At 41.7% G+C, this 20,219-nt stretch carries 19 protein-coding genes and 9 tRNA genes; 3 read left to right on the top strand and 25 right to left on the bottom strand.

Going from position 1 to position 20,219, the window contains the following annotated elements; translation table 11 throughout:
* Positions 1 to 121: 121 nt before the first annotated feature.
* From Q7P33_RS17205 to Q7P33_RS17165, 9 genes are all read right to left on the bottom strand, one after another.
* A tRNA-Thr gene (locus Q7P33_RS17205) sits at positions 122 to 197 on the bottom strand.
* 11 nt (positions 198 to 208) lie between these two features.
* Positions 209 to 293, bottom strand: a tRNA-Tyr gene (locus Q7P33_RS17200).
* Between the two features lie 61 nt (positions 294 to 354).
* A complete protein-coding gene (gene sigH / locus Q7P33_RS17195) occupies positions 355 to 963 on the bottom strand; it encodes an RNA polymerase sporulation sigma factor SigH (protein WP_303871971.1) in 609 nt (202 codons plus the stop codon).
* Positions 964 to 975: 12 nt separating this feature from the next.
* Positions 976 to 1,488, bottom strand: coding sequence for an NYN domain-containing protein (locus Q7P33_RS17190; protein WP_303871970.1), 513 nt, complete (start codon positions 1,486 to 1,488; stop codon positions 976 to 978).
* On the bottom strand, positions 1,485 to 2,471 hold the full coding sequence (rlmB, locus tag Q7P33_RS17185; RefSeq protein WP_303871969.1) for a 23S rRNA (guanosine(2251)-2'-O)-methyltransferase RlmB: 987 nt from the start codon (positions 2,469 to 2,471) through the stop codon (positions 1,485 to 1,487). Before rlmB ends, Q7P33_RS17190 begins: the two co-directional genes overlap by 4 nt.
* Before the next feature lie 58 nt (positions 2,472 to 2,529).
* Positions 2,530 to 3,732, bottom strand: coding sequence for a class I SAM-dependent RNA methyltransferase (locus tag Q7P33_RS17180; RefSeq protein ID WP_303871968.1), 1,203 nt, complete (start codon positions 3,730 to 3,732; stop codon positions 2,530 to 2,532).
* A 167-nt stretch (positions 3,733 to 3,899) separates the two neighbouring features.
* Complete coding sequence (gene hisS, locus Q7P33_RS17175; protein ID WP_303871967.1) at positions 3,900 to 5,135, bottom strand: histidine--tRNA ligase; 1,236 nt, start codon at positions 5,133 to 5,135, stop codon at positions 3,900 to 3,902.
* 11 nt (positions 5,136 to 5,146) lie between these two features.
* The gene (gene tyrS / locus Q7P33_RS17170; protein ID WP_303871966.1) at positions 5,147 to 6,373 is read right to left on the bottom strand and encodes a tyrosine--tRNA ligase; all 1,227 of its coding nucleotides are present in this window, start codon (positions 6,371 to 6,373) and stop codon (positions 5,147 to 5,149) included.
* A 66-nt stretch (positions 6,374 to 6,439) separates the two neighbouring features.
* On the bottom strand, positions 6,440 to 7,654 hold the full coding sequence (locus tag Q7P33_RS17165) for an AI-2E family transporter (protein WP_303871964.1): 1,215 nt from the start codon (positions 7,652 to 7,654) through the stop codon (positions 6,440 to 6,442).
* A 196-nt stretch (positions 7,655 to 7,850) separates the two neighbouring features.
* On the opposite strand from Q7P33_RS17165, the gene lspA reads away from it, so the two are divergent.
* Positions 7,851 to 8,330 carry a signal peptidase II gene (gene lspA, locus Q7P33_RS17160; RefSeq protein WP_148637292.1) on the top strand — a complete coding sequence of 160 codons (480 nt, stop codon included), beginning with the start codon at positions 7,851 to 7,853 and terminating at the stop codon, positions 8,328 to 8,330.
* Between the two features lie 84 nt (positions 8,331 to 8,414).
* On the opposite strand, the gene Q7P33_RS17155 is transcribed toward lspA, so the two are convergent.
* Both Q7P33_RS17155 and ispE read right to left on the bottom strand, forming a co-directional pair.
* A complete protein-coding gene (locus Q7P33_RS17155) occupies positions 8,415 to 9,098 on the bottom strand; it encodes a GntR family transcriptional regulator (protein WP_303871963.1) in 684 nt (227 codons plus the stop codon).
* Complete coding sequence (ispE, locus tag Q7P33_RS17150; protein ID WP_303871962.1) at positions 9,085 to 9,960, bottom strand: 4-(cytidine 5'-diphospho)-2-C-methyl-D-erythritol kinase; 876 nt, start codon at positions 9,958 to 9,960, stop codon at positions 9,085 to 9,087. The genes Q7P33_RS17155 and ispE overlap by 14 nt, the downstream gene beginning before the upstream one ends.
* A gap of 165 nt (positions 9,961 to 10,125) precedes the next feature.
* On the opposite strand from ispE, the gene Q7P33_RS17145 reads away from it, so the two are divergent.
* Positions 10,126 to 10,824, top strand: coding sequence for a uracil-DNA glycosylase (locus Q7P33_RS17145; RefSeq protein ID WP_303871961.1), 699 nt, complete (start codon positions 10,126 to 10,128; stop codon positions 10,822 to 10,824).
* Positions 10,824 to 11,360, top strand: a complete 537-nt coding sequence (locus Q7P33_RS17140; RefSeq protein WP_303871960.1) for a phosphatase PAP2 family protein — start codon at positions 10,824 to 10,826, stop codon at positions 11,358 to 11,360. The genes Q7P33_RS17145 and Q7P33_RS17140 overlap by 1 nt, the downstream gene beginning before the upstream one ends.
* 13 nt (positions 11,361 to 11,373) lie before the next feature.
* Here the strand turns inward: Q7P33_RS17140 and aroD are convergent, their stop codons facing one another.
* The 14 genes from aroD to Q7P33_RS17070 all read right to left on the bottom strand — a co-directional run bounded on the left by aroD (position 11,374) and on the right by Q7P33_RS17070 (position 19,995).
* On the bottom strand, positions 11,374 to 12,135 hold the full coding sequence (gene aroD, locus Q7P33_RS17135) for a type I 3-dehydroquinate dehydratase (RefSeq protein ID WP_303871958.1): 762 nt from the start codon (positions 12,133 to 12,135) through the stop codon (positions 11,374 to 11,376).
* Positions 12,136 to 12,198: 63 nt separating this feature from the next.
* A complete protein-coding gene (locus tag Q7P33_RS17130) occupies positions 12,199 to 13,206 on the bottom strand; it encodes a nucleoid-associated protein (RefSeq protein ID WP_303871957.1) in 1,008 nt (335 codons plus the stop codon).
* Between the two features lie 94 nt (positions 13,207 to 13,300).
* A tRNA-Arg gene (locus Q7P33_RS17125) sits at positions 13,301 to 13,377 on the bottom strand.
* A 63-nt stretch (positions 13,378 to 13,440) separates the two neighbouring features.
* Positions 13,441 to 13,515, bottom strand: a tRNA-Gly gene (locus Q7P33_RS17120).
* 7 nt (positions 13,516 to 13,522) lie between these two features.
* Positions 13,523 to 13,607, bottom strand: a tRNA-Leu gene (locus Q7P33_RS17115).
* 86 nt (positions 13,608 to 13,693) lie between these two features.
* The gene (locus tag Q7P33_RS17110; protein WP_303871955.1) at positions 13,694 to 14,386 is read right to left on the bottom strand and encodes a TrkA C-terminal domain-containing protein; all 693 of its coding nucleotides are present in this window, start codon (positions 14,384 to 14,386) and stop codon (positions 13,694 to 13,696) included.
* Positions 14,387 to 14,466: 80 nt separating this feature from the next.
* Positions 14,467 to 15,081 carry a molybdenum cofactor guanylyltransferase gene (locus Q7P33_RS17105; protein WP_303871954.1) on the bottom strand — a complete coding sequence of 205 codons (615 nt, stop codon included), beginning with the start codon at positions 15,079 to 15,081 and terminating at the stop codon, positions 14,467 to 14,469.
* A 61-nt stretch (positions 15,082 to 15,142) separates the two neighbouring features.
* Positions 15,143 to 17,818 carry a formate dehydrogenase subunit alpha gene (fdhF, locus tag Q7P33_RS17100; protein WP_303871953.1) on the bottom strand — a complete coding sequence of 892 codons (2,676 nt, stop codon included), beginning with the start codon at positions 17,816 to 17,818 and terminating at the stop codon, positions 15,143 to 15,145.
* Between the two features lie 492 nt (positions 17,819 to 18,310).
* Positions 18,311 to 18,385: transfer RNA gene (locus tag Q7P33_RS17095), tRNA-Gly, on the bottom strand.
* A 113-nt stretch (positions 18,386 to 18,498) separates the two neighbouring features.
* Positions 18,499 to 18,999 carry a EutP/PduV family microcompartment system protein gene (locus Q7P33_RS17090; protein ID WP_303871951.1) on the bottom strand — a complete coding sequence of 167 codons (501 nt, stop codon included), beginning with the start codon at positions 18,997 to 18,999 and terminating at the stop codon, positions 18,499 to 18,501.
* A 15-nt stretch (positions 19,000 to 19,014) separates the two neighbouring features.
* Positions 19,015 to 19,371 (bottom strand): BMC domain-containing protein, encoded by a 357-nt coding sequence (locus Q7P33_RS17085; RefSeq protein ID WP_303871972.1) that lies wholly within the window; start codon positions 19,369 to 19,371, stop codon positions 19,015 to 19,017.
* A gap of 219 nt (positions 19,372 to 19,590) precedes the next feature.
* Positions 19,591 to 19,666 (bottom strand) — tRNA-Lys (locus Q7P33_RS17080).
* A gap of 147 nt (positions 19,667 to 19,813) precedes the next feature.
* Positions 19,814 to 19,898, bottom strand: a tRNA-Tyr gene (locus Q7P33_RS17075).
* Between the two features lie 21 nt (positions 19,899 to 19,919).
* Positions 19,920 to 19,995, bottom strand: a tRNA-Thr gene (locus Q7P33_RS17070).
* Between the last annotated feature and the right edge of the window lie 224 nt (positions 19,996 to 20,219).

The following is a 20,219-nucleotide window of genomic DNA, read 5'->3' as shown; positions in this document are numbered from 1 at the left end:
TGTTCCAACATTTACGTGGGGCTTATTTCTTTCAAATTTTGACTTTGCCATTTGTATTCTCCTTATAAATCTAAATATTATCGTTTAACCACTATGTCAAATTTAATTTATGATATAAAAATGGAGCCCTCATCCGGATTTGAACCGGAGACCCCCACCTTACCATGGTGGTGCTCTACCTACTGAGCTATGAGGGCTTATAATAAAGTGGTGGGAGAAGATGGATTCGAACCATCGTAGACGTCGTCAACGGATTTACAGTCCGCCCCCTTTAGCCACTCGGGCATTCTCCCACGTGCTTATTAATTCAGCTTCTCTATAATAGTTTGTTTTGCCATTTTTGTCAACTGTTTTTTAAATTTTTTTGCCGATTTTTTTTCGGATTCGCTGCAACGCATTATCCACCGATTTATTTCCACACGTTAATAGTCTGGAAATTTCGTAGTAGGATGCCCCCTGGATATAAAGTGCCAAAACTTTTTTCTCAAAGCTGGACAATTCCCGTTTAACGTCAATCATCAGCTGTTCCAATTCTTCTTCTTTAATTAATTCTACTCCAGGCTCCACACTTTTTTGGGCTGCCAATCGATCAAAAATCGTGTTTTCAGGGTCTTCTTCCGAAACAGCCGCATAAATTGATACCGAATTGTTGAGTGGCATATGTTTCTGACGATTTGCCGAGCTGATCGCTGTTTGGATTTGACGTTCAATACAAAGATTGGCAAAGGTGGAAAATTGCGCTTCCCGATCCGGGCGAAAGTCCCAAATGGCCTTTAGTAACCCAATCATCCCTTCCTGAATCAGATCCTCGTGATCACCACCAACCAGATAATAAGAACGGGCCCGAATCAGGACATTTTTTCGATATTTTTCCAGAAGATATTCCTCTGCCTCTTTGTCTCCCTGCTGGGCGCGCCTGACGATTTCCGATTCCGCTAGTTTATTATTGCTTAGCTTGACCATTTTTTCCTCGCATTATTCTTTAACACGCATTTTGTTAAATTGGTCCAGGGTTTCTTCATCCAAAAAATCACTGAGCTTAAGCCCCTGTTTCGGGACGCTTTTTCGCTTATCATCCCGAAAATTCTTCAACGACGCTTCCATGTCCTGAATCAACTCCCGCACCGGAACCCGCTCGGCGCCGTTGGCCATGACCATTTGCTGAAGGGTAAAATCTGAGGTTACCACCCGAACATTGTAGGCTTTGGGCAGGCTATAAACAAGCTTTTCAATATAGCTGTCGGCGGTTTTATTCTTTTCAGTAAACACTACCTTGATCCGGCCATGGATTTCTTCCCGTTTTTCCAATGACTGTTGCTGATAGGCATCGAAAACAAGGATAGTTTCCCATCCTTTAAACCCACTGTACCCATTTAAATCATCGATCAGTTTTACCCTGGCCTCTTCCAACTGAATTTCAGAAAGGCGTTTTAAATCATCTGAACCATGAATGACATTATAACCATCCACAATTAATATGGTTTTCATTGAAATCGCTGTTTGGCAGCCTCTGCAAAAATAATCGCTGCTGCTGCCGATGCATTAAAGGATTCAATCTCACCATGGACAGGAATCGATACTGTGAAATCGCATTGCTTTTTGATCTTTTCACTGATTCCACTCCCCTCGTTACCGATAACAATGGCCAACGAGCCCTTATAATCTGCTTTATAATAGGGATTGCCCTTCATATCTGTCGACATGATCCAGAATCCTTTTTTCTTGAGCTCTTCAATCGTCTGGCTGAGATTAGTCACCTTGACGATCGGAGTGTGGGATACTGCTCCAGATGAAGCTTTTACCGAAACTGCTGTCAACGATGCCGAGCGGCGATTGGGAATGATGACGCCGTCAGCCCCACAAATATTTGCACTCCGTATTATCGCCCCCAGGTTATGGGGATCCGTCAGATGATCGAGTATAATGATAAAGGGATCTCGACCCTTGCTTTTGGCATGATTTAAGATATCCTGAAGATTGCTATAGGGAAATGGCGCCATCAACGCTACAATTCCCTGATGAACCTGACCATCGGCCAGATACTCCAACCTGGCTTTTTCGACCGAATGAATAATGATATTCTGTTTTTTCGCTGCATCGGTAATCTTTTTAAGAACATGGTCGGTGTTGTCTTTTAAAATCAATAATTTATCGATTTCCTGACCAGAACGAAGCGCTTCCATTACCGGGTTTTTTCCCACAACAATAAAGGTTTCTTCGGTTACACCATCATCTTCACGATTAAAGCCATCATGCTTACGCAGCGGTTTCCGATTATCATAGCGCTGGAATCCTCTATCCTCTTTTGGCCCTCTGCTGTCAAATCTGCGCATTTTTTTATCGTCCTTATCGCCACGTTCTTCAAATTTACGGGGCTTTTTATCGCCTTTTAAAGTGCTGTCATTTTTCTTGGCTCTGGGCTTATCACTGGTTTTACTGCTATTTGAGCGACTGTTTGATACTCGTTTCATTTTTTCACCTATTCTTAGTTTATTCGTTTTATCTCTGAATTTGTTGTTTTTAGTTTATTTACTTTACGGTCTCAATTGTTTCAGACCCGATAAGCGTACGCTGCGTTTCTTCCGCCGACTTTTGTTTTCGTGGCGGCAATGGCCCATAATATTGGTAATAGTAGGTCTTGATGTCGCCATTATATAATTTTCGATTTTTGGTTGCCACTTCCCCAAAAAATTTCTCAAACTTTTCGTAACCGGTAATAATAAAATAAGACCAACTATCCAGACTGCGAAAGACCTTACCCATATCCCGATAGAGGCGTTGAATTTCTTTTTCTTCGCCAATTCGCTCACCATAGGGCGGATTGGTGATAATGACCCCATACTTTTTTCTGGTGGAAACAGACTGAACCGGCAATTTCTGAAAAGCAACCAGATCAGCCACACCGGCCAATTCAGCATTGGTTCTGGCTTGTTTAAGCGCATTGGCATCACAGTCCGATCCCAGTAGCAGAAATTCCTTGTCGTTAATGGCATCTCTGGCTTCCTGTCGGGCCTGTTCCCATAGTTCTGCCGGAATGGCATCCCACGTTTCCGAAACAAAATCCCGTTTCAGCCCCGGAGCAATATTTTTACCGATCAGTGCCGCTTCAATGACAATCGTGCCAGATCCACAAAGCGGATCAAGAAAAACCCGATCCGGTCGCCATCGGGATAGATAAACCAGCGCCGCTGAGATCGTTTCTTTTAGCGGCGCCTCGTTGCCATATTGGCGGTACCCCCGCTTATTAAGACCGGAGCCACTGGTATCGATAGAAAGCGTGACTTCATCTTTAAGAATTTGAATATGAATCGGATACTTGCCTCCATTCTCATCAAACCAATCGACCTGATATTTTGATTTCAAGCGTTCCACCACCGCTTTTTTGACAATTCGCTGTCCGTCCGATTTACTAAACAGCGTTGATTTGACACTGGTGATTTTAGCCGCCGGAAATTCGCCGTCAACCGGGATCCAGTCTTCCCATGGTAGCGCTTTCGTTTTTTCAAACAATTCATCAAAGGTTTCAGCCTTAAAACGGCCAATCTCCAGCAGCACCCGATCAGCACAGCGAAGCCAGAGATTAGATCGGGGAATGGCTTCTAGCGGCCCGGAGTAACGGATTTTTCCGTTCTCAACTTCGGTTACATCGTAGCCCAGTTTTTTTATTTCGTCTTTTACCACACTTTCGATTCCAAAAGCTACAGTGGCAATTAAATTTATCTTTTTCGGCATTCATTTTTCCTTTATCGTTATTTTGGGTCTTATTGTTAACTCTCAATAGTACATTATAACACAAGAATTCGAGATATTCTTAAAAAATTGTGTCTTTATAAAAATAAAACCCCAAACACCGTTACACGCATCGTAACTGGTGTCTGGGGCAGTAAAAATCAGTTCTTCTAAAAATTTTTTATCGCTTCATCACGACCAAAAACCACAAAGCCTTCGTATTGTCCATTATCCCAGGCGGCAATCTGTTTACCAAATTTTTTCTTCATGGCCACCAGATTGACCCGATACCCTTTTGTCCGCCAGCGATCGCCTTCACCGATAACCTCTGCCATGTTGCTGCTCTGCGGATCGTAGAACAGAATGATTGCCGAATCGACTTGCCGGGCATCTTTCTGTTCTTCCATAAGAATCGTAATGATTCGCTCAAAGCCAATCGAGAAGCCCACTGCCGGTACCGAAACTTTATTGTATTTGCCAATCATATTGTCATAACGGCCACCACCAGCAATGGAATAACCATAGGGGCCGTAGCTGACTTCAAAAATCAGACCGGTGTAATAACCCATTCCCCGGATCAGCGAAAAGTCAAAAACAACATCAAACTGTTCTTTCGCAAGGATTTTGACGGTGTTAATCACCTCGGTTAATTGGCCAACAGCCGCAGCATCTTCCACCCACTGTTCCAAATTGTTCAGATTGATGCCGGTCACGCAGGTCATCAACTGGTCAACTTTTTCCTGCGCATGTCCCTTTTCCAGCAATTCACTGGTCACCCCGGCAACTCCGATTTTATCCAGTTTATCCAGAGCAATACAAACGGTTCCGACCTGATCCGCAGCAAATCCAGCTTTAATAATGATTTCACTCAAGAGCTGACGATGATTCACTTTTATGGTAAACCCGGCAAACCCCATTGCCAGCAGCGCTTTGGCCGTGGTATCCATCAGCTCAATCTCAGCTGAAACGGTAGGATCGCCAATAATATCGATATCGCATTGTTTAAAGGCCCGAAACCGACCTTTTTGCGGTCGTTCCGCCCGAAAGACATTGCCAATCTGTATTGCCTTAAACGGTGTTTCCAGCACTTCCTGATTGTTTGAATAAAATCGGCTCAGGGGCAAGGTCAGATCGAAGCGAAGACCCATATCACAAAGATCCGTTACACTGGCTTCCGGATTCAAATCCAGCTTTTCGCCACGTTTTAATATGGTAAACAGCATTTTTAAGTTCTCGCCACCATCACTGCCCAACAGCAGTTCGAGATTTTCCATTACCGGGGTTTCAATCCGGCTGAAGCCATGAGAACGGTAGACTGACAAAATCTGTTGTTCCAACCGATCCCGAATTTTCATTTCCTCGGGTAAAATATCCCGGGTACCTCTCACAGGTTTTGAACTGATCATCTGGTCACCTTCTATACTAGATTTATTTGCTTGAACGCTTTTTTGCCCTTTTTGAGAACAATTTTCTTGTCTTTAAAATCTGCCAGTGTTACCAGCAGTTTAAAATCGGATACTTTTTCACCATTTAGCAGCACTCCGCCCTGGTCAATCAAACGACGACCTTCACTGCGGGTCGGGATCAACTTTGCCACTTCAAGTATCGACAGAATATCCATGCCGTCACCCAGCTCGGATTGAGATAAATCCACACTTGGAATTTCAGCATCCCCCTGATCTCCGGCAAAAAGCTTGCGCGCCGCATTTTGAGCTTCCTGGGCGGCTTCTGTTCCGTGAATAATCTCGGTGACTGTGTAAGCCAGGATTTCCTTGGCCTGATTGATTTTTGAGTCTTTGAGCGCTCCCAAACGCCGCACCTCGTCCATCGGAATAAAGGTCAAAAGCGCCAGACATTTTTCCACATCGGCATCGGCAATGTTTCGCCAGTACTGGTAAAACTCATAGGGCGATGTTTTTTCCGGATCCAACCACAATGCCCCTTTGGCTGTTTTGCCCATTTTAATACCCTCACTGGTGGTCAGTAGTGAGAAAGTCATGCCATAGACCTGTTTTGCATCTTTGCGACGAACCAGCTCAACGCCAGCAATAATATTTGACCACTGGTCATTGCCACCAAACTGCATCTTACAGCCCTGTTCTTTATGCAGCACATAAAAATCATAGGCCTGGAGCAGCATGTAATTGAATTCCAGAAAGGTCAGTCCTTTTTCGAGCCGCGATTTATAACAATCTGCCGTCAGCATCCGGTTAACAGAGAAATGGGTTCCAATTTCCCGTAAAAAGTCAATGTAATTAAGCGGAAGTAACCACTGGGCATTATTGAGCATCACCGCCTTGTCATCTTCGAAGGTCAGAAATTTTTCAAAGACTTTTTTAAATTTTTCACCATTCTCAACAATCCGTTCCAACGTCATCACCTGACGCATATCTGACCGGCCAGAAGGATCCCCAATCATCGTGGTTCCTCCTCCAATCAACGCAATCGGTCGATGTCCATGACGTTGCATATGAGCCATCACCATAATCTGAATGAAATGTCCAATATGAAGACTGTCAGCCGTTGGATCAAACCCAATATAAAAAGAAACGGATTCTTCTGCCAGTAATTTTTTTATCTCATCTTCGTGAGTACATTGTTCAATAAAGCCCCGCTCCTGTAGTACGTCAAATACACTTTCCATTTATCTCTGTCCTTTCCTTATGCAAGGGGTTTTCCCCGCAATTATTCTAAATATTTATGTTACAGTTTATCCTTGTAGTTTTTCAAGTGATTCTTTTTGGCGTTCCCAACGCGTCAGCCCTTCTTCAAAAAAGACTTTGATCACCGCAAACATCGGGATCGCCACAAACATCCCCAATAGGCCAAAAAGACTGCCCCCGACAATAACCGAGAATAATACCCAGAAGGGATTGAGTTCAACAATTTTTCCCAATACATTTGGTGCTAAAACATTCCCATCAAATTGCTGGACAATAAGAATCCATATTCCCACCCAAAGGGCTTTGGTTGGATCATCGATAAAGGTAATGACGATGGCCGGTACCGCCCCAATAATTGGGCCAAAATAAGGAATTACATTGGTAACGGCAACAATCACACCAAATAAGGGCGCATAATCTACGCCTATCACCAAAAGTCCCAGATAAAACAAAAAACCAATCAACATTGACGTCAGAATTTTTCCAGTGAAATATTTATAAAAAATTTCATCGATGGTCAGGATCGCCCAGTGACTTCCATTGTATAAAGTCTTGTTTAACACCGCTTTAGCAAAGCGATCGACCTGATCACTGATTTTTTCCTTATCCAGCATTAAATAGAGTCCGACAAAAAAAACAATAAAGAAGCTGATGACAAAGCCAATGGTTCCTTTTAAAAAGACAAAGGCAAAATTGCCGATATTTTTAATGGAGTCCGGATTAGCCCCAAAGTATGTGGTTAGCTGATTGAGCACATCCATTGCCGTCATATTTTGCAGACTATCTATTGCTACCTTCAGCTCAGTTAAAATATCCTGTGCGGCTCCACCTTTTGCCAGACTTTCACCCAGAAAATTATCAATGATTGTTAAGTACTCGGGAGTCTGCGCAATCAGACCGGTAAGGCTCTCTATGACCGATGGAATCGTAGCATAAAAGAATAATACAATTAAGATAATAGTGATCACATAGACAATCAGAATTGAAAGCAAGCGAATCACACGTTCCTTACTTTGACTGCCGGGAATCATCCTGAAAATGAACTTTTCGATGCCTCGCATGGGTCTAAATAAAAAATAAGCTAAAACCACACCCAACAGAATAGGCATCAGCACTTCCAGGGTTTGAGTCAACATACCGTTTAATGTTTCAGTGACAACACCAAAGTTATCCAACAATTTATATGTCAAAATCAGGATAAGAATCCCCACTAACAGGTAGCTGTATTTTTTAACAAGTTCCGTATCTAGTTTAAATTTCAAACGCTCCTCCATTACTGTTTTTAATTCGAGTTATATCTTAACATTTAACCAACAAAAATTAAAGCAGTTTCAGATAGTTTCTTAAATTATGATTAAACAAAGCCCCTTTAATACACGTGTATTTGAAAGTTTTCCTTGTCTTTTGGAGAAATCTATCATAATATTTTGATAGTTAATTCTTTTTATAGGAGAAATCATGATCTATATTGCTATTATACTTTTTGCTATATTTCTTGATCAGTATTCAAAATACCTGGTCGTTGCCCATATAAAGCCGATTGATACCTTGCCATTAATCCCTGATGTTTTTCATCTAACCTATGTTGAAAATACTGGTGCTGCATTCAGTCTGATGACAAATAAACAGATTTTTCTAATACTGCTGACCCTGGTTTTTATTGGTGTTCTCATCTATTTTTTAATCAAGATACCGGATATCCGGGAGAATCGCGTCATTAAAACCTCTCTTGCCTTTATCATCGGCGGTGCTGCCGGAAATCTGCTGGATCGCCTGCGTCTGAATTTTGTCGTGGATTTTCTTGATTTTCGGGCGATTAAATTTGCGATTTTTAATTTCGCCGACATCTTTGTGGTGTGTGGGAGCATTATTCTTGTCATTGCGTTGTTCACCAATAAAAATTTTCTGGAAAACAATGACTTTGGTAGTCTGGAGTAGATCAATAAAAAAACGGTAGCAACACAAAACGCCTCTCCAGTTATAAAACAAAAGCTGTTTTATCCCGGTGAGGCGTTTTTTTGTCTACTCGTTCTTTTTTAGCAAACTGAGCATGCTGTCGCCAGTCGTATAGATGTGATCGCAGGCGGCCAGATTGGCTTTTCGGCACTCACCCTTTTCGATCTGTCTGATTATTTCCATATGCTGATTGACCAGCGGCGTTTTATCTTCAATGCGATGGACGTATTCAGCCCGAAACCGCTGCATCTGCTCCCGTAGACTATTAATCATTGCCTGTAATTTGACATTTTTTGATGCAGTATAGATCGTTTCATGAATATACATATCATGTTTAATAATTCCCTCTTCATCATTATGCAACGCCGACTCTCCAAACAATTCATTAGCTTCATAGAGCCTGCCGATTTCCTCTTTAGTGGCATTCATGGCCGCCAGCTCAGCTGCCAACCCTTCCAGTGCCCGGCGAATTTCCATCATTTCTTTGAGATCGTTCACGGACATTGGTGTCACATAGACACCTTTTCTTGGTACCATTTTTACCAACCCCTCCAGTTCAAGTTTCCGGATGGATTCGCGCACCGGAGTCCTGCTGACACCCATTTGTTCAGCCAACTGAACCTCCATTAAACGCTGTCCCGGTTGGAGTTCACCGGTAATAATGGCGCAGCGGATGGTTTCAAAAACAATTTCCCGCAATGGCTTGCAGGAACTTATATCAAGACTCAAGCCCTTTTTATCGTCCCACATCGTTTTCTCCTTCTTCAGTTTTACTTAAAAAACACATTGTATAGTTTTCTTTGAAAAATCGCCAGGATTTTTCCGCCAATTCCTGGTTTTGATAATACCCAATGACCGTCGACCCGCTACCGGTCATGATGGCGGCCAAAGCCCCCCGTTCCATCATTTGATTTTTAACCGTCTCTATTTCAGGATATTTCGCAAAAGCTACCGCTTCAAAAACGTTTCCCAAATTCATATTTAACCTATCATACGCATCATCACGCAACAGCTTGATAATCGCCGAAATATCCGGATGATCTTTTATTATTGATTCATCCAGTTTTTTGAAAGCCCAGGGGGTAGCGATATCAATATCCGGTTTTACCACCAGAACCGTCATTTTCCTCAGGTCTTTTAGCGGAGTGATTCTTTCGCCGATCCCTTCTACCAGAGCCGTACCACCAACCAGACAGTAAGGTACATCTGCCCCAATGGTAACGCCGATTGATAAAAGCTCCGATTGCGTTAGCCCCAGTTGCCAAAGACTATTTAGACCCTTTAAGGTAGCTGCCGCATCACTGCTGCCCCCAGCCAGGCCAGCCTGAGCTGGAATTCGCTTTTCCAGATGAATTTTAACGCCCTGTTTGACATCGTACTGACGCTGGAGTTTATGCGCTGCTTTGATCACCAGATTTCGCTCATCCAGGGGAATGGTATTTTCGTTGGATGTTAAACTGATTCCCGCCGCACAGGATTCAAAGGTCAATATATCATCCAGTTCGATTAAATGGTTAATCATCTTCATTTCATGATAACCATCTTCACGGATGCCAACAACATCCAAAGATAGATTCACTTTAGCTTTGGCCTTTAACACAACCCTATTCATCTTTCCTCACATTGCACTCATAATATTGTATACTTTATTCATTATAACACAGTCCCTTCTTTAATCAAATAAAAATCATGGTTATAATCCAATTTTATAGTGTATAATCAAGACATTAACGTTTCTAACATCCACTCATCATTAATATATTTAGGAGAATAAACGATGGCTATCCATTTCGACAACGATTGGGAACAACCCATTCAACACGAATTACAATCTGACTACTATCTGAACCTGCGACATTTTTTGATTAAAGAATATCAAAGCAGGATCGTGTATCCGCCCATGCATGATATCTTCAATGCTTTTCACCTGACGCCATTGTCGCAAACAAAGGTTTGCATCATTGGCCAAGACCCCTACCACGGTCCCGGACAAGCCCATGGTCTGGCTTTTTCAGTCAAACCGGGCGTGCCAATCCCCCCTTCCCTACAAAATATCTACAAAGAACTGGAAGCTGATATGGGTTGCCCAATTCCCCGCCATGGCTGTTTGACCGACTGGGCCACACAGGGGGTGCTGCTGCTCAATGCCGTACTCACCGTCCGGGGTGGTGAAGCAGGTTCTCATCGAAATGCAGGCTGGGAGATTTTTACCAGTCAGATCATAAAATTATTAAACAACCGCACTCAACCGGTTATTTTTATTCTTTGGGGCCGGGATGCCCAAAACAAAAAATCTTTAATTACCAACCATCATCATCCCATTATTGAATCCGCCCACCCCAGCCCTTTGTCAGCCCACCGTGGTTTTTTTGGCAGTCGGCCCTTTTCCAAAACCAACCAGCTGTTGCAAGCCCAGGGAATCGCACCCATCAACTGGTGCATTAAGGATTTTGAGATATCCAATGGAGCACGCTAATGGATCTCTCTATCTTAATATGGATTCATCAACATCTGGTTTTTGAACAGCTTAACGGTTTTTTTATTTTTATCACTAATTTATGGGGCGATGGTATTCTAACGGTTATTCTTACACTGTTTCTGCTAATAAAAAAAGAAACCCGTTTAACGGGTCTCGTCATTGCCATTTCTCTCCTATTAAATCTTTTGATTGTTAATCTAACACTTAAACCACTGGTGGCCAGACCCCGCCCCTATACCCTGTACGAGATCGAAATGCTGTTACCGGTTCAGGCCGATTTTTCTTTTCCATCCGGTCACAGCTCGTCCGTTTTTGCCTTTGTCTGGGCATATCTCATTACCCGTAAAGACCGAATACGCTGGATTTTTCTGGGTTTCGCTCTGCTGGTTTGTTTTTCACGGCTTTACCTTTTTGTTCATTACCCCACCGATGTTCTGGCCGGGATTATCATTGGCATCCTCTGTGCTCTTTTTTCCCGGTGGTTGGTTTTTCGTTTTTCCGACACCCCCTGGATGCATAAGCTACTGGACTGAAAAATGGCTCTGATTATTCAATCAGAGCCATTTTTTTCCTTATATCCACTACTTCTTCCAAACTAAGCTGTCCAGGGGCAGTTTTCCCGGCGCCAGCCACAAAAGTCAGTGAACCACCACACAGTTCGGGGGCGATGCGCGTTATTGATCCCTTTACTCCCATGGCAATGGCAATCATCGCTTTGGGAAATTTCTCATTATAGGTGAGTGTTACCTGCATCAGACGGCGAACATCGTCCATTGACTGGGGCATTACTGCCAACTTAAGCAGATCTCCACCGGCCTCCTCCATGGCTGTAAAAATATCCCATATCTTAGCTGAAGCCGGAGTTTTCCCAAAATCATGGTATGATACAATCCACTGAGTCTCGCTTGTTTTAAGAGCCTCTTTGATCCTTGTCAAAAAAGCAGCCTCGTTGTTAAGTTCCACATCCACATAGTCAACCCGGTTACTTTTTATTGCAGCAATCACCGCAGCTGCTCGAATCTCATCGGAAGTTTCGACAACACCACCTTCACAATGACTGCGATAAGTATAAATCAACCCCTGATCAGGCATTCTGATTTTCATTTCACTTAACAATTCCTGTTCGTCTGCAACGGTAAGAATCTCTCCCGGCATAAAATGATCCCGACGCCACTCCAGAAAATCACAGCCATTTGCTACCCCCACTTCGACATCAGCCAATAGCTCATTGCGATTGGTGCTGATCAATGGAACACACGAGGTAAAGGTGTTTTTTTCAATTAATTTAGATGTCTTTTGCCTATCCATAAAATTCTTCCTTCCAAATCTTTCGCTCATCGTAGCGAATACCATCCTGGTGACAGCAGACCGTTACTTGTGGTTTAAAAGCCCGATATTTTTGATTTCCACCGAAATGGTACCATCGGGATTATTTCTAAATTCGATAATATCATTTCGCTTCAGCTGATCCGTCGGGATACTGATTTCAATACCGGTATCGGTAATAAACTTTTGTTTGCTGTATATTTTCTTTTCAATATTTGAGGTAACCGGAATCTTTTTATCATAAAGTCCCTTTTCTTCCAACGACGATCTGAAACGATCCTGAATGGTCGAATCCCCATCAAAAACGACTTTGGCCAGATTATCGACATCAATTTCGTTTTCGGTTTCATAATCACCTGCCAGCACCGTTTTAACTGCATTCAACTTTTCATAATCACCGCCATATTCTCTGACAATCACTTCCTTGACTGTTTTATCAACAATGTCAAAAGCCTCTTTTTCGGAAATTGCCGGCTCGCAGAAAATCAATTGACTGGAAATATAATAGGCTTTCTCATTATTGATCAGATATTGTTTTTCCTTAACAAGCAGTTCCTCGCTGGACAGATTGATTAGAATAAACTCATCCAGTTTCTGGCTTTCCGTTGGTAATACACAGGGTTGAACCAGAATATCATTCGTCAGACCACTGTCAGTATTTACGTAGTGGATGTATCCCTGTTTATAATTAAATTTAAAAATTCCCAGATAGTTTTCATGTTCGATGTTAAAATCCACAAAAATCAGATCCGCAGAGGGTATTTCTATATTTTCCAGCATATAGTCAAAAAACAACTGTGATATTTCACAGCTGACTCGGGTCAGCTCGTGGGGATTATTCTTATAATCAATGATCCGCTCTTTGAAAGGACTACCCACACGAAACACAGTTCGTTTAATTTCCGGATCCTTTAGCGATCTTGACACATGTTTTTCGACGTATTCTTTGACCACCACCGTCATATTAAGGAGCATGTCCGATAATACCGGGATACTTGCATTGGTATCCAAAACATGTAAAATTGCTTTGTTAATACTGATTTCTGGTTTCATATTAATTTCCTATTCTAATTACGTTTGGCCCGATGCCATTTACAACTTTCGGGTAAATAAAAAACAGCCACGAATGACTGTTTAAGCACGTTTATGGTACGCCCTGAGGGGCTCGAACCCCCAACCTACTGGTTCGAAGCCAGGCACTCTATCCAATTGAGCTAAGGGCGCACATAAGTAGATTAAAAAAGAATAATTCGGAGAGCTCCAAATTAATTCAGATTTATTAAATTTTGGAGCGGAAGACGGGATTTGAACCCGCGACCCTCGCCTTGGCAAGGCGATGCTCTACCACTGAGCCACTTCCGCTTATAATTGGTGCGGATGAAGGGACTTGAACCCCCACATCATTCGATACTAGATCCTAAGTCTAGCGCGTCTGCCAATTCCGCCACATCCGCTAAGCAATGCTGTCATCTGTAACGTGCTTGATTATAATAACAAAATACGTAGGCTTTGTCAACCCACTTTGAAGTTTTTTTATATTTTATATACTATCTTTAAATAATTCCATTATGTTATGCTTTGAACCATAGATCAAAACGCGATCGCCCTGTTTAATTTCATCGGAAGCAATAACATGATTCAAGATTATATTCTCCCGTTTGATTAATAAAACATTTAATTTATAGGTATGACGAAAATTCATTTCCAATAAGGTTTTATCTTTGATCTCCGGGGGGATACAGGTTACAAACACCTCAGCAATGAGCTTGTCGTGAAACATTTCTAGAATTCGAACATTATTACAAAATGCTCCCTTTGTTTTGTTTTTGGCCAGACGCTCCACCAGTTCATCAAATTTTCGGATGATCCACTTTGATCGGGTTATCACTAGAATTACAACAAGAAAAATCAGTGAATAAAGAATCGTCATCCAATTGATCTGATCCCCTGAAGAACGAATAAATAAATTAACTAAAAGCGAAACACCGGAAACCGCAAACAAATAGCCAAACAGCATCATCACTCGAGCCAAATTACGCCTCGCCGCCGAATTAAGGATCAATTCGCTTTCTCTCGTGGTAAAGCCGCTGTTTGTCATACAGGAGACCGCCTGAAAACGAGCCTTATCTTCACGCAGACCGGTTAGCCGAAAAAGTACAGTAAATATCTCCACCAGGATAAAATAAGCAATAATCAGGACAAAAAAACTAATCAGTGATACATTAAAACTCATGCTACTCCTTTTTAAAGGCCACCAATCCGAATCAATTTCCATTATGACCTTCAGATTCATATTATGCCGTACTATACCGATTAAATCAAGTCTCGCCTTTTTTTGATATGATTTTTCAACTCACCGGGGGTATTCAAATTGCAGAACATGTCCCAATCGGGACTGAACTCTCGCCCTTTTTTCTCATCAATATAATAGAGGTTTTCATGCTCAAAGCATTTATAAATGCTCTTGCGCCCTGTTGCCAGAAAAGAAGCTACGCGAGGGGCAAGATCAGCACGATAGAACGCATTAAAAGGTTCGATCCACTCTTCAAAACGGGTAACGCAACCGTCTACCCCAGGATTGTTCTCAATCAGTCGCTTCATGTATACCACATAATCATGATTATAAACCGGCATATCACAAGCTGTTACATAAAGATACTCAGATCGGGCATGCAAAAGACCGGTATAAATACCTACCAGGGATGCTGACAACTCCACAGCATCTGGATACACACCGCGAATCCCCGCAATTTCGGGCAGATCTTCTGGTTTTGATCCGGCAATAATAATATCTTCAAAATCAAAGGAAAGCTGTTTAACAATGCGATTGATGATATTTTCGCCATCAATCCGTAATTTTTTTTTGTCATATCCCATCCGTCGACTGAGGCCCCCTGTCAATATTACTGCGGTACCAAACTTCTTCAAATCCATCCTCCTTTAATCGAAAAAGGGTGCTTATACGCACCCTTTCTGGTTTGTGACTTATTTACTTACTGATATTGACTTTGACAACTTTAAATGGTGGAATTTTAGCAATTGGATCTAATTCTCCGCCGGTTAGGTGATTGGCACCGCTGTTTCCATAATGGAATGGCATGAACAGATTTGTTTCCATAACCCCCTTATTGAAACGGGTTTTTGCAGAAACACTGCCTCTGGGCGACGTAACGGTAATAAAATCACCCTCATTGATGTCATATTCTTTAGCTGTTTCAGGATTGATTTCGACAAATGGATCACCTGCGATTTCCTCGATTCCCGGAGTTCGCATGGTCATGGTTCGGGTATGATAGTGCTGTAAAATACGACCGGTCATCAAGATCAGTGGGTATTCTTCATCAGCCTGATCTTCAGGTGGGATATAATCGGCAATCATAAAGGCTCCTAAACCGCGGGTGAATTTTTCAGCATGGAGGAATTTTGCCCCCTCTGAATCCTTACTCAGGCATGGCCATTGAATTCGATCACCATTTCTGAGTCGTTCATGAGAAACCCCGGTGTAGCTGGGTGTTACAGAAGCAATCTCATCCATGATTTCTTCTGCACTGCTAAAGTCAAAGCCTTTGGCGCCCAACTTCTGAGCAATGAGGGAAATAATTTCCCAGTCATTCTTAGCTTCTCCGGGGGCTTCTACCGCTTTTCGAAGCAGCTGAATACGACGTTCCGTATTGGTGAATGTACCATCTTTTTCAGCATATACAAAAGCTGGCAAGACAACATCCGCATACTCTGTTGTTTCGGTTAAGAAGATGTCCTGAACTACAACAAAGTTGGCTTTTTCAAGAGCATGTTTAACATGATTTGTGTCCGGATCGGAAACTACTGGGTTTTCACCCATGACGTATAAGAATTTTACGGTTCCGTCACCAACACCATTAATAATTTCTGTCAGTGTTTTGCCGGCATTTTCTGGCAGTTTGACACCCCAAGCTTTTTCGAATTTTTCCACCACTTCCGGATTGGCGGTTTTTTGATAACCTGGCAAATCGCCTGGTAATGCGCCCATATCACAGGCTCCCTGAACATTATTCTGACCACGCAATGGATTAACACCGCATCCTTCGCGGCCGATTTTTCCGGTCAGCATCGCCAGATTGGCGGTTGACATTACACCATCGGTACCGGTTTTATGTTGAGTAACACCCATGGAATAAAAAATTCCGCCCTTATCTTTGGTTGCATAGAGAAGTGCCGCTTTACGCAAATCTTCAGGATCAACACCACAGATTTTGGCACACCCTTCAACAGTTAAGGTATCCATAAATTCCTTGAATTCTGCATAACCTTCAGTCCGTTCATTGATAAAGTTCTTATCTTCCAGACCTGCGTCCAGAATGGCACGCATCATTCCGTTAAGCAATGGGACATTGGTTCCTGGTTTAATTTGTAAATATACATCGGCGTATTTTGCCAGTTCGATTTTTCGTGGTTCGGCTACAATCAGAACTGCCCCTTTTTGTTGTCGCTGTTTTATTTTAGCGCCAATAACCGGATGGGTTTCGGTAGTATTGGAGCCGGTAACAAACATGACATCCATTAAATCCACTTCATCGATACTATTGGTCATCGCCCCACTACCAAAGGATTTAGCCAAACCAGCAACAGTTGAAGCATGGCAAAGTCGGGCACAATGATCGACGTTATTGGTTTCACCAACTGTACGGATAAATTTCTGGAAGACATAATTATCCTCGTTCGTACATCGGGCAGAAGACAATCCTGCTACCGCCTGAGGACCTTCCGCTTTAGCTTCTTTTAGTTTCTCAGCTACTAAGTTTAAGGCTTCTTCCCAGCTTGCTTCTTCGAGAATACCATTCTTACGGATTAACGGTGTCGTTAATCGATCTGGACTGCTGACAAAGTCATAAGCAAAGCGTCCTTTGACACACAATAGATTGTCATTAACATTACCCTCTGTACTATAAATGTCCGTAATTTTATTATCGATTATCTTTAAATTCAAGGTACAGCCCACTCCACAATATGGACAAACAGTCTGAACTGTTTTGGCATAGGCAAAGGGTTTAAACTGTTTTGGAGCCAATGCACCTGTCGGACAAACTGCGATACAGTTACCACAACTGACGCATTCTGATTTTCCTCTGGGCGTTTCGAAAACCGGATTGATATTGGTTTCATAACCACGGTCACATTTGGCTAAAATGTGGTTGCATTGGAGGTGTTCACAGACTTTGATACATCGATTACAAAGGACACATTTATTGGGATCATAGGTATAAAACGGATTGGAGTCATCAATGGGTTTTGTCATTACCCGTTCGGTACCAAACGCCTTAACCGCATCATACTCAATGCAATTTGCATTGAATTCAACAAATTCGCAACAACCATATTTATAACATGTCATACAGTCAAAGGTGTGGTCTGACATGAGCATTTTTAATACAAATCGGCGGGCTTCTCTTACCTCCGGCGTATTGGTATTAACCACCATACCTTCCACTGCTGGAGTTGAGCAGGAAGTTTCAAGTCTTCTTGCTCCAACGACTTCAACTAGACACATACGGCAGCTGCCTTCCGGTGTGAAGTCTTTAAAATTACATAATGTCGGAATGTCGATCCCGATGGAACGTGCTGCCTTCAGTATTGTCGTTCCTGGTTCGACACTAACTTTTTGTCCATCAATTGTCAAATTAACCATAAATACATTTCTCCCTTCTTTTAGGACTCCATTATATTCTATAACTTTTAATTTGTCATTGATGTTTTTTGGTTAAATGATACTTTTAGCGGATCATTTAAGAAATACATTTTTATCCGCTTAATAAAATCACTTGAAATCCCTATAGTGTGCGATTATGCAAAGCTTTTCACAGTAATATTTTGAGCTTGAATTTATGATAATTATATGTTTGTGATTTAACTAACAAAAATTAAATACGCGTAAAATACGACTTCGGAAAATACCAATAATACCGAGTAATTTTCCGACGTTTAAAAATGACTATTGATTAAACTACTACAAATTTTTTATAGCTATCTAAATTCTAGCCGCTAATACTGATAATTTTTACAATAATTTGTGGTTTACTTCCTATTTATAAAAGACTCTTTAAAATATTATAAGAGAAAAATAAAAAAGCGCAAAATTGTTATACACAACTTTACACTTACGTTTTAGTGACTATCTTGTTGGAGCGGAAGACGGGATTCGAACCCGCGACCCCCGGCTTGGGAAGCCAGTGCTCTACCACTGAGCCACTTCCGCAACACTATTATTATAACAATTAATTTATCATTCTGCAAGTATTTAGTTTATATAATGTAATTAATATTATGTAAACTAAATACTACACTCCGCCAGTTAAAACATTTTCTCAACTACATCGTTTTAGTTGACAGAATGTTTCTTGGTTTTTCAGCGTCTGATTTTTTATCCCAGGGCAGAATATCACCTTCTTCTTTGAGATAGTCAAGAATTTCCCAGATCCCTTCCCCGGTATACGAACTGACCTCAAATATTTTTTCACAGCCTGTTAATTCAAGCCAATCTACAGCCTGTTTAATGTTTGCGTCCGGTGCATCAATCTGAGTAACGATGCCAATAACCGGACGATTACAAACCCCGGTTACGCATGGCGGATAAAGAGAATAAGGTTCAGTAGCACTGATTAATAAGGCTACAATATCTGATTCATACGAGTAAAGAGCTAAAGCTCTTGCTAAGCTACTATTTTCCGCATATTCCCCAGGGGTATCAATGACTACATCATAATGATTGACATACTGTGTTTTTTCATATTTAATTTCTTTTCCTTTTAACGCTTGTCTTAATGTGGTCTTTCCACATTCACTTCTGCCAACTAATATCATTTTTTTCATGTTATGCCTTCATTCTCAGGTTTTTGTAATCTCGCAAATTGTGAATTTTAAGGTATTCTGCAAGTATGCCAAAATATTTTGAATAGCTGATTCGACTTCTGATATTCTGCCAGTGAACATCAGCGTACCGCTGAACCGGTCAATAAAACCCATGTCAATGACCGATGTTTTAATTGCCAAATCTCCGGCAATAACCGATACTTCTGACGGCGTCATACTCAGTATCCCGATGGCTGCTTTCTGATAATCGACGCTGGGATTCAAGCCCAGTTTTTTATAAACAATTTCATCCGGGCTGGCAATAACATGCGCTAATGTTACTTGCTTACCTGGAACAGTTTCCTGAATAATTCTCAGTTTTCCATCATTCATATTTAAAATGTTTTCCACTAAAACGCCTCCTTTTCTCTGTGTCTTATATTCATTTAATATTATTAAGCAATTATATCATTTTAAGAAGAAATTAAAATGGAAACATCTGGTTTTTAACAGTATTTTTTAATTAATTAAAGGGGAAATTTCAGACTTTCCAGCCCACGCCTTAAAACCAGGCACAAAAAAACCGCATGATCTGCGGTTAAAATTAGAAATTGGTGACCCATGGGCGACTTGAACGCCCGACACCCTGATTAAAAGTCAGATGCTCTACCAACTGAGCTAATGGGTCATGAAATTATTTAGTTTATATTTGTCTTCAGACGTTTGCACAATACTCAAGTTTGCCTGAACTAAGTGATTCGCACCAAAATTCTGACTCGCTACTCTCGTCAATTTTGGGCTCTCTACTTATACCAACTGAGCTAATGGGTCATAATGGTGGGAGAAGATGGATTCGAACCATCGTAGACGTCGTCAACGGATTTACAGTCCGCCCCCTTTAGCCACTCGGGCATTCTCCCATCCGAAATTTGACAAAAAAATGGAGCTGATGAACGGACTCGAACCGTTAACCTGCTGATTACAAATCAGCTGCTCTGCCAATTGAGCCACATCAGCTTAATAAAAATGTATTGACATATTAAATTACTTACCCTGATCAGCTACAGATAACTAAGCGATTCACACCAAATCAAAGATTTGGGTTCTCTGCTTATGCCAATTGAGCCACATCAGCTTAAAAATTAAAGTATTGACATGTTGAGTTGAAAAAATTGGATAAAACGCAAAATGGCGACCTGGAAGAGACTCGAACTCTCGACCTCCAGCGTGACAGGCTGGCA

The organism is Acetobacterium wieringae, assembly GCF_026646375.1.
In the GTDB taxonomy this organism is placed as follows: Bacteria; Bacillota; Clostridia; order Eubacteriales; family Eubacteriaceae; genus Acetobacterium; species Acetobacterium wieringae_A.
This window is presented reverse-complemented; position numbering and strand designations above follow the sequence as displayed.

Bases quoted from the DNA above. Each gene is read 5' to 3' on its own strand.
- sigH (WP_303871971.1), bottom strand. From the start codon at position 963: ATGGTCAAGCTAAGCAATAATAAACTAGCGGAATCGGAAATCGTCAGG.
- Q7P33_RS17190 (WP_303871970.1), bottom strand. From the start codon at position 1,488: ATGAAAACCATATTAATTGTGGATGGTTATAATGTCATTCATGGTTCA.
- rlmB (WP_303871969.1), bottom strand. From the start codon at position 2,471: ATGAAACGAGTATCAAACAGTCGCTCAAATAGCAGTAAAACCAGTGAT.
- Q7P33_RS17180 (WP_303871968.1), bottom strand. From the start codon at position 3,732: ATGCCGAAAAAGATAAATTTAATTGCCACTGTAGCTTTTGGAATCGAA.
- hisS (WP_303871967.1), bottom strand. From the start codon at position 5,135: ATGATCAGTTCAAAACCTGTGAGAGGTACCCGGGATATTTTACCCGAG.
- tyrS (WP_303871966.1), bottom strand. From the start codon at position 6,373: ATGGAAAGTGTATTTGACGTACTACAGGAGCGGGGCTTTATTGAACAA.
- lspA (WP_148637292.1), top strand. From the start codon at position 7,851: ATGATCTATATTGCTATTATACTTTTTGCTATATTTCTTGATCAGTAT.
- Q7P33_RS17155 (WP_303871963.1), bottom strand. From the start codon at position 9,098: ATGTGGGACGATAAAAAGGGCTTGAGTCTTGATATAAGTTCCTGCAAG.
- ispE (WP_303871962.1), bottom strand. From the start codon at position 9,960: ATGAATAGGGTTGTGTTAAAGGCCAAAGCTAAAGTGAATCTATCTTTG.
- Q7P33_RS17145 (WP_303871961.1), top strand. From the start codon at position 10,126: ATGGCTATCCATTTCGACAACGATTGGGAACAACCCATTCAACACGAA.
- Q7P33_RS17140 (WP_303871960.1), top strand. From the start codon at position 10,824: ATGGATCTCTCTATCTTAATATGGATTCATCAACATCTGGTTTTTGAA.
- aroD (WP_303871958.1), bottom strand. From the start codon at position 12,135: ATGGATAGGCAAAAGACATCTAAATTAATTGAAAAAAACACCTTTACC.
- Q7P33_RS17130 (WP_303871957.1), bottom strand. From the start codon at position 13,206: ATGAAACCAGAAATCAGTATTAACAAAGCAATTTTACATGTTTTGGAT.
- Q7P33_RS17110 (WP_303871955.1), bottom strand. From the start codon at position 14,386: ATGAGTTTTAATGTATCACTGATTAGTTTTTTTGTCCTGATTATTGCT.
- fdhF (WP_303871953.1), bottom strand. From the start codon at position 17,818: ATGGTTAATTTGACAATTGATGGACAAAAAGTTAGTGTCGAACCAGGA.
- Q7P33_RS17090 (WP_303871951.1), bottom strand. From the start codon at position 18,999: ATGAAAAAAATGATATTAGTTGGCAGAAGTGAATGTGGAAAGACCACA.
- Q7P33_RS17085 (WP_303871972.1), bottom strand. From the start codon at position 19,371: ATGAATGATGGAAAACTGAGAATTATTCAGGAAACTGTTCCAGGTAAG.